This is a genomic window from Novipirellula rosea, from assembly GCF_039541335.1.
GTDB lineage: Bacteria > Planctomycetota > Planctomycetia > Pirellulales > Pirellulaceae > Novipirellula > Novipirellula rosea.
Genome location: NZ_BAABGA010000086.1, coordinates 25,400 through 34,164 on the forward strand (window position 1 = coordinate 25,400; position 8,765 = coordinate 34,164).

The 8,765-nt window shown below is 51.4% G+C and carries 6 protein-coding genes and 1 pseudogene; 4 read left to right on the forward strand and 3 right to left on the reverse strand.

What is annotated here, in order from left to right:
* Nucleotides 1–33: 33 nt before the first annotated feature.
* Nucleotides 34–2,253: a peptidoglycan-binding domain-containing protein gene (locus ABD971_RS28360; RefSeq protein WP_345327109.1), complete on the reverse strand. Its 2,220-nt coding sequence runs from the start codon at nt 2,251–2,253 to the stop codon at nt 34–36.
* 2,507 nt (nt 2,254–4,760) lie between these two features.
* Nucleotides 4,761–4,907 (reverse strand): hypothetical protein, encoded by a 147-nt coding sequence (locus ABD971_RS28365; RefSeq protein WP_345327110.1) that lies wholly within the window; start codon nt 4,905–4,907, stop codon nt 4,761–4,763.
* Between the two features lie 240 nt (nt 4,908–5,147).
* Between ABD971_RS28365 and ABD971_RS28370 the strand changes: the two genes are divergently transcribed.
* From ABD971_RS28370 to ABD971_RS28385, 4 genes are all read left to right on the forward strand, one after another.
* Nucleotides 5,148–5,951: a transcription termination/antitermination protein NusG gene (locus ABD971_RS28370; RefSeq protein ID WP_345327111.1), complete on the forward strand. Its 804-nt coding sequence runs from the start codon at nt 5,148–5,150 to the stop codon at nt 5,949–5,951.
* A 525-nt stretch (nt 5,952–6,476) separates the two neighbouring features.
* Nucleotides 6,477–7,253, forward strand: a complete 777-nt coding sequence (locus tag ABD971_RS28375) for a hypothetical protein (protein ID WP_345327112.1) — start codon at nt 6,477–6,479, stop codon at nt 7,251–7,253.
* 102 nt (nt 7,254–7,355) lie between these two features.
* The gene (locus ABD971_RS28380; RefSeq protein WP_345327113.1) at nt 7,356–7,739 is read left to right on the forward strand and encodes a hypothetical protein; all 384 of its coding nucleotides are present in this window, start codon (nt 7,356–7,358) and stop codon (nt 7,737–7,739) included.
* A gap of 18 nt (nt 7,740–7,757) precedes the next feature.
* Nucleotides 7,758–8,228, forward strand: coding sequence for a DUF6924 domain-containing protein (locus ABD971_RS28385; RefSeq protein WP_345327114.1), 471 nt, complete (start codon nt 7,758–7,760; stop codon nt 8,226–8,228).
* A gap of 346 nt (nt 8,229–8,574) precedes the next feature.
* On the opposite strand, the pseudogene ABD971_RS28390 reads toward ABD971_RS28385, so the two are convergent.
* Nucleotides 8,575–8,765: pseudogene (locus tag ABD971_RS28390) on the reverse strand (IS91 family transposase); the annotation flags it as partial.

Sequence of the window (8,765 nt, forward strand, 5' to 3'; positions counted from 1 at the left end):
CCTCAAGAGTGCGGAACCATTAGGTGTGTGGGATCACGGTAGTTTTGCGTCGGATTCGTCGCCGACGCCAACATGAATTTCATTTGTATCGGGAGCGTAAGTCACTTCGGAATTCTTCTCTGCGATATATGCAGCTACGACCTTTTTGGGATTTACGTCAATTACCCACGGCATATCAACGCTCGGGTTTCCCTGTAGGATCACAGCCTCGGCAAAGTGCGCGCAGTTGAAGCTTTTAGCCGAATACTTCTTTCGATTCGGATCGAATTCCGAGCTTGGGCGATTACTTTTGAGAAACCATTTCTTGGCAAATGAGTTCATTTGGCCAAAGTTCATATTCCGGAAAAGAGCGCCGCGAATAGGCTGTAGAGGATTGCCATTCGCTTGCGATTGCATTCTCTCTGATAATCTGGACATTAAGTTTTTCAGGGATGCCTCAGTTGGCATTCCAGATTCCATTGCGACATTTGGGACCGTAATCCGTTCTACTCTCCCGTCGCTTGGGTCCTCGCCCCCATTTGCGTACCGACCAAAATCGTAATACTTTGTAAGCCCGCTTCGGTCAATCAGAAGAACGCCCGCATGACCAACCGCATCTGTGTAGCCATACAACGAGTCGGTATGGGGGTAATCGGGAAAGACAACGAGGATCGCCGCATCGCGCAGGGAAGCGGGCTCTAAAACCTCCGTTTCGAGTGCAGATCTTAGTATGGCCAGACGACGCACGAATCGCTCAGTCATCGGACTCACGAAAATGTCGTCAAGCCGCGTGAGCGTAGCAGGAAGGAAAGGAAATAGGGGAGTATCGCGGTACTTGCCCCACACAATTCCAAACTTTAGGACTAGAGCTTTTAATCTTGCCGTGCTCGCCTGAGGCTTAAGCGGCCGGTCTAAATCGTAGCCGTAGTGCTCCAGTACCCTGCCAATCGCACGCAAACGCTTGGAACGAAATTGTTCCGATTCGTAGTAGCCTGAAAGGACATCGGCCAGCTTTTCTTGACCGTTGGGTATACGAATGCCCCAGGCATCAATATCTCCCAGTAAATCTTGAATTGGAACGCGGGTAACATAATATCGATCTAGACGATCAGCGTCGGTTCTTGGTTCTGCGCTTTCCCAAACTGAGTCACCTTCCAGCAGGGCATCCGTGGCTCCAGCCCCAATATCGCCGGCCCACGTAGCGGCAGCGATATTCTCACCGAGTTCTAGCGTAATTAGCCAATGACTTATTTCCGTGATGATTGGGTGGACTAATACATCAAGTCCAACCAGAAGATGAAACATGTCAACAACGCTTCCGTCGGGCGTCCGGACGGATTGTGCTTCGCGAAGAATTTGCCATTTAGCTTGAGCAGGTCGATCGTTCAGATAGATGGGGCCCTCATCCGTGCCAATAACTTTGTCGAATGGAAAGTCCTCACTGTGCGACATCTGACGTAGTCGCGTCACGCGCTCGCGGATCCCAATATCAGCGTTATCGCTCTCCCAATCGATTAGCTCTTGCTTGAACACACTCCATGGAGCCACCGGAACAACGGACTTCACATTCTCATCTTCCCCGAGCCACCCGATTCTGCCCCGTTGAACATCCGAGCTTACCGACGCCTTAAAGCGGACTTTGCACCATACAAAGCCATCGACTACCTTAGACTCAAGAATATCAATTGGAATTTGGGCGCCCGTGAGCCTCCCAATTATCGGTTTATCTCCCCCGGCGTCCGTTCTTATGTTGGCGAAAGATGCCGTAGTCCATGAGTCGTGATATATCCCCTCAACTTTTTCCCAAGTGGACGCATCTACAATTCCGTTGTCGGTGATATTGGCGTCACGTTGAAGTTCCTTAACCTGAGTTTCGGTGTCGTTGCCGAAGATGCCATCAGTAGCGATCCGTGGTTCAGGTTCCAACAAGTCATTAAGTGCATATTGGAGGAACTTAACATCTGGCCCTTGATTGCCACGTGTAAGAGTTGGACGATCAGCAAAAAGAGCAGCCCAAGTCTTAGGGCCAGCGACGCCGTCGACACTCAAATTTCGGCTAGATTGGATTGCCTTAACGGCGTCTTTCGTTTCCTCGTCAAAATTTCCGTTGACTCCCAATTCGAGCCAGAATCTTGCATTGAGAGTGCGTTGTAGGATCACAACAGCCTCACCCTTGTCTCCTTCCCGGATAGTTGGCTGAGACCCCAGAGCAATGTTTGCTGTGAAGAGAAAAAAGACGATACCGACATATTTGACAAATCGTTTTACGAGCATGTTTCACCTATATCCCTCATCAAGAGACTCCAAGCAGTACTGCGCAACTGCGATCTACTTGCGTTTTTGGCCCGTTGGCGCGATAGATCAAACGAAGTTCGAATCCCAAAAACCGAATGGTCTGAAGGGGTATCGCCAACACACGGACTAACGTCGTTAACAGTCAAAAAGTAGGGGCTGTGATTAACTCGGTAGTCTTGTCGATAGCTCCTTGCAGCGGGCTTGGTCGTTTCGTCGCTCCAAAATATTCCGTAATCATGGTCGTCGTTGACTTCGAGCAAGTCGATGCTTTTGACACCGAGTCCACTCGCAGACGTCTTCGTCCAGCGCGGCGCGTTGGCGGATTGAAGCCATCGATGCGTATTTCGATCAACTTTTTCGTCACCTGCAACGAACTCGCGTCCGCGCTTGATTGATTGGAAAAGCTTGATCCGTCGAATCGTTTCTCGAGCTATGGTCCGACTAACCTTGATCCAGCTGAAGCCCAGATCTTTAAGCCGCTGTTTGATTCGGCCTACATCCTTCGCAAAGTTTTTTCCACCAACGCCAACACTATCGGACAACTCAATCCTTTCTCCCCCAATGGCACTGGAAGACATTAAACCCATAAGGTTGAGTCCCAACAGATTCAATTTCGGTCCGGCAAAACCCACGTTCAATTCCCCGCGCGTTGAAGTCAGCGGGAGCGAGAATTTCCAGCGTGCCCGGAATAGCGTGCCCCCCGAGAGGAGGATTCTAGCTCGCTGAGACCGCGGATGCAAGCAAAAGCGCTCTGCCACTATTTGAAAGCACGGAATCCCGTTTGTGAAACCGAGTTCGATCCGAGTCTTGTGTGAGGATCAAAATTGGAGCTATTTGGCAGGCTTAATTCGCTGATCGAGTAATCCTCACAAATTGCCGCTCGCTTACCGGTTCGGGAGACCTCTTCTCTTCCTGTTAACCACTCGCTGACATGCGAGAAAAAGCAGCTTTGGTTAACCGAAATCTCATCAACAGATTTCGCATCTGCGTTGCCCGAGGATTGATCAAGAGAGACGGCAATCGCATTACAGAAGCCGTATTCAATGCGAAAAAGCCTGCGATATCTGCTGAGTCTCTCCGGATTGGTTTTGTACGGGGAGCCTTCGTGGACAGTAGCGAAATGCTGCTGCCCACCTTAACCGTCAAAGGCCGATGCACACGCATCGGCCTTTTTGCGTTTATCCCCGTGTTTTCGGCACTTTCTTGCCACGACTGGTTCGCCACTTTCGCTCTTGTCCGGTCGGGTCACCTAACCGGAAAGCAGCTTTCCGCCACGCCCTCCCGAACCCAACAACGAAATCTCTCAGACTCTCTCAGTTAACATGCTCGCCCTAGTTAACAGAAATGGGCGAGCGAGAGTATCGATGGAAAAGGCGACCAGAGAGTTCGAGACTGCTGCTGTTTGAGACCGATTTCGGACGGATTCTGGAGAGTGCCAGTGCGAGATCGCCGCGATGAGTGGGGGCATCCCTGCACGGCTCTGCCGGGAGATCCGTCAGCGAGTAAATCAAACTCGATCATTCTCAGAGAGTGAGACGCTGGACGACGCCTGTCTCTTCGATTTCAAGACCGAGACCTTCAATCCCGCCAGCATGCTCTCGAGTGGTAAAAACCATATATCACTCGAGTCACTCTTTCCCGAGTGATATAACCCAAATCGCTTGACTCACCCAGCGATATTAGGTCGAATTTGCTCATATCACCCGACTGACCCGGGGTTAAAAAGATAGTTCTGCAAATTGGATGGATGCGTTTTGATTGAACTCGTTTCCATGTTCGTTTCCGGAGTAGCAATCGGCGGCATTTGCACGTGGATAGCGTTTCCACACATTGCTTGCTTACTCTGTTGTCGACGGGCACGTTCGCGCACATATTCCGCTGTTCAATGTGGTCTGTCCTACTTGTCGACTCTGATCCTCAGCGTGTTTTTCATGTCTGGTTTCGCACGTTTAACGCTATCCGAACTCGCGGCGTTTATCGGACCGTTTTCCGGCATGGCCTTGATTTGGTGGGCTGCAATCTTCTTCCCTGTCCGAAGTGCGACGGGAGTCAGTCGACGTTTCGCCTTAGTATTTCCGGCAGTGTTTGTCTCCGCCGTATTCGTCACTGCATTCGCTTGCATCTTCCCAGTTCCAGGGAACGCAACCAGCCGTTCAATGATCGACCTGGGTGTCTCAGCCATGTTTCTCTGGCCGGGCTTTTTAATTGCTACACTTAGCATTGCGATCTATTCGTGGTCCTCGTTGGCGTTGCAAACGACAGAGCACCTGGAACTGGCGTCACGAATTCAGTCGCCCAACGACGCGTTTCACGGAAAAGCAGAACCAAGGGATGCACGTGAGTCGCCGAGTTGAGTTTAATAAGGTGGGACGTCGTTCGCGGCGACCACGTGATCCCAACCGTTACATGACTAGCACTTCAACAATGGCGACTCGATGGGATGACTATCGGCAACGACGAGCCATCCTTTGGATCGTCGGACTGAGCTACATTCCAGGAACGTTGCTTTTCGGTTCTTTGCTAAACGCGGTCTTTGAAAACAGTTGGTTCATTTTTGCCGTGGCATTGATTTGGATGCTGGCGATCGTCGTCGCCAGCATGCGTTTACACAGTTTTCCGTGTCCTCGATGCAACAAGCCTTTCCTGAGCCGTAATTTTGTAACAATGCCCTTGTGGAGTCGGACCTGCATACATTGCGACTGGCCAAAATGGAGAGAATGCAGTAGTAGCGACGCTAGCAACTGGGGCGAAGGGGAGCTAGAATGTCTATCGTGTGGCGCGCAGATGACGGAGTCAATGAAGAACTGCTCAGCGTGTGGATGGACGTATCATGAAAACTCCGACATGTAACAATGCGATGATGACGGAGCGGCGTGTCGGCTTTCACACAGTGGCTGCGTCTCTCGCCGCCGCCCGCATATCGCCGCCGTTATGTCGCTAAGCCACTCGCGGCGAGATCCAATATGGATGAACCCCAATACCAAGTTGGAGACTCAGTGCTAATTTGCGGCGGATTAAACGCCAGCAAGACTGGTACGATTGCCGCTGCGAACCTGAACAATCGCCGATTGACTGTGTCAGTTGAATGGTTTTCAAGCACGATGGACGTCAACGTCGCGATTGACGACGTTTGCCTGCTGTCACCCATACGCCGTCCGATTATTGACGACATCCTCAAATCGCTTGCCCATCCCCTTCGACTCGTCAGCGGTTGCCACCGCAATGCTTGGTGGGCACGCAAGGCAATGTCCGAATCGACGAAAGATCCACAGGCATTGTTGATCCAACACGATGCATTTCGAGAAGCGCTCGATCAACAACAGAGTGAAGATCTCCTCAAACGCCAATCAGAAGTGAAAACGTTGCTTCAGAAAATCGTTCCCGAAGAACACGGCGAATGGTGGCTGGCAAACTGGGAACCCTATGTTTGCTGGGGCCGTGCTGAGTGCGAACGACTGATGTGTGATCTAATTGAACCTGACACGATCGAGCGAATACGCCAAGAAATGATCGAAGGCGATGATGATCTTCGGCAATTGGTAACGAATGATCCAGATGAATTCGACGCGCGCCTTCAATCGCGACTGGAACCGATTTACGACGAACTTGTTCAAGCAGGAATTGCTCTTTGTCGGTCGTGTGATCAATCGAAGGACGCAACTGATGGGGCGACCTAATACGCGACAGCACAAAACCATGCACCCGCGCGGCGAAGGCTGGGCGTTTTCAAATGGAGAATCACTTGTCGCCGCCGGGTGATTTTAGACGTTCCGACACTCGCAAGTCGTTTTTGATTCTAACTCCAATGCGACCGAATGCGGACATGACGATGCGAGTGTCGTGGCGGACGAGAATGCTGCCAATGCATTGACGCAATGGAGCGTTTTTGGTTCGGTCGACCATCGCAGGCAGACGCGACCTGTGGCTGCACTTGCGTTTTCCACCCCGTTCAATTGCTTCGATCGCAATCATCTTTCTGCCCTACATCTTTTTGCCATTGCTCCGACGCTGGTAGCGTCACCATTTGCTTGCACGGCAGAATCGACTCATGGTAAACTCATGCAACGTCGGGCTCGTTTCGCTGCAAGTTTGGTAAGCACCGCTCGCGGTCAGAGCCATGCGGTGAACGGGGGTTCGCGAGCCAGTCCACTTTAATAAAACATCAACCCCGCGAACCCCGTTACCGCGTAACGTTATTCCGCATGGACCGCATCATCCTCATCGCTGTGATTGTCCTCGTCGCCATTGTCGTGGCTCTTTGGCTGCTGCGCACACGCAATGAATCTCCGACCACAACGACGGACGTAACTGCACCTAAGCCGCTCGAATCCCTGCTCGAAACAATCGACACGACTCCGGACAAACCAATCAACTTCGGATACAAGATCTCGTGGCTCGCTGTTCGCGCGTCGGATGCGCAAGACGTGATTAAATCGCTCTCGATTGACAATCTTCAACCGGCCAACTGGCACACCGGCTTCGTCGCCGCGTACAACGGCCACGCATTTGTATCGCCACCAGTTGATGGCTGGGTATTTGTCGTATCTCAGAAACTTCCGGAATTGGGCCACGATCCAGACACCGAAGAATGGACGTCATTACTGCAATCGCTATCCAAGAAACACGGCGACGTACAATATTTCGGCACCCACCGCGTCGTCGGCTATAATGCGTGGGCTCGATTCAAAGACGGAATCGAAAAACGTGCATTTGCATATCTGGGCGAATCAGGCGAAACATTGGTGGATCGCGGTTCCCGAACGCAGGGCGAAATAGAATTGGGCTACAACTACTTCGATCCCAACTCGACTGATTCCGAAAATGATGCGTATTGGGAACGCGATGATTTGTGCTATCCTGATGAAGAACATGTGATGGAAGTCGCGGGGAAATGGAGCGTCAATCCCAACGCCCTTGAAACCATGAATTTGCCGGTTGGCGTTGGCTGGATTGGAAACATTCCTCGCGCATCGAAATAGCGGAATAACAAATCGGTGAACGGGAGGGCTCGGCGCAGTCGGTCCTGAAGTCGGGCTCCTCTCCTCGCCCCCCGTTACCTTATCGTTATCCAAAAGTATCCAATGGGCGTTGAACTATATCCAGCATTCAGGCCTCCGTGTACCGGATTTGCAACCGACTTTGACGGGCAAGTCATCTTGACTCACCTCGGCGAGTTGGACAAGCTTGCACGGAAATTGAATATTCGGCCACTAACTTCATTCATGGACACCCGCGAGCCACCAAAAGACTACGACGGTGGACCAGAGAATATCGACGAGGTGTTAGGAGATTGGCACGAATGGTTTCAGATCAAAGATGCTATCGCGTCAATTCAACGATTGGTTGGTGATCCTCGGTACCGCATTCACAATGTGGGTATATTGATTGACGAGCTAGAGACTCTTCGGAGATTTCTTGCAGAAGCAGAAGATGAAAACCGGTTGTTTCGTTTGGAATGTGGATAGCACAAGCTGGAATTTATTATGCCGATAGATCGCTCGCACGTCCGTCCATGGTTGATAAGGACAGATTTCAGTGATGAGGTAAAATGGACAACAATCCGCCAGGAGATAGATCGCGCGCGAGACGAAAATGGCGAGACATTTGGGCGATGCTTAAACTTCATCGAAAATGAGAAGCTTTCGACGACGAGTATTCTTGGTGTGGTCAATTCCTTACCAGAGAGCTACCCAAGTCGTTTTGTTTTTGTCGCCGATCAGGTCACCTTTGAGCACCAGGAAGCCGTCGTTCTACTAGCAGACTTTTGTCCCGATTATGAGCGGTTTGATGTGCCACCTAGTCAGCGAAACAGTGATGAAATCCATACGTTTAGGGTTCTCCCTTCTTGTGTGAATTATATCACCTGCTTCTTAGGGGTGCATCTGGATTTTCAAGACTTCATGTTTAGCCTTGATGACGACGATGTATTTCGCGCGAAAACGGTGCAAGAATAATGGATAACAATTAAGGCTTTGACATCGCGGAGCGAGGCACGAGCGGAGCCGATGTTCAAGGCCTTGGTTCAAGAAGGCCGGTGGAACGCTTTGAAGGTTCAGCGATCGCCTAGAGAATTCAAGAAGGGTTTTGCTTTCTTGTCGCGTGACCGCAGGACTGATGATGGTGGCGGAGATGGCCCGGGGTGCCGAGTTGCAGCCAGCAATTGGGCCGCTTTGTGCGTTTCCTGATTGTCTGCCAGTGCGGCTGCGGGCCTCGTTTTTCGCGATCTGCGCAGACCGTCTGCGACCGCACTCCTGGTGACGCTTCGTTTTTGACGGTTCGAACGATCGTAAGCCGCATCGTTCAGCTCGCCTTTTCCAGCGGTGGCCCGCGACTATAGATCACTCGGTGGTTTCGATCAGTGATCTTGATGACCGACAACGGAACACCGCAGTCCGTGCAGCGGCTCGCTGGAGGAGAGTGACTTTCCTTTCGAGCTAACATTGCCAGCGTGAACGTCCAGCCCAAGAACAACCAGACCATCCAGCGGACTT

What these genes read in the sequence shown, in the direction of transcription:
- ABD971_RS28360 (WP_345327109.1), bottom strand. Translation starts at nt 2,253, where the DNA reads ATGCTCGTAAAACGATTTGTCAAATATGTCGGTATCGTCTTTTTTCTC.
- ABD971_RS28375 (WP_345327112.1), top strand. Translation starts at nt 6,477, where the DNA reads ATGGACCGCATCATCCTCATCGCTGTGATTGTCCTCGTCGCCATTGTC.
- ABD971_RS28380 (WP_345327113.1), top strand. Translation starts at nt 7,356, where the DNA reads ATGGGCGTTGAACTATATCCAGCATTCAGGCCTCCGTGTACCGGATTT.
- ABD971_RS28385 (WP_345327114.1), top strand. Translation starts at nt 7,758, where the DNA reads ATGCCGATAGATCGCTCGCACGTCCGTCCATGGTTGATAAGGACAGAT.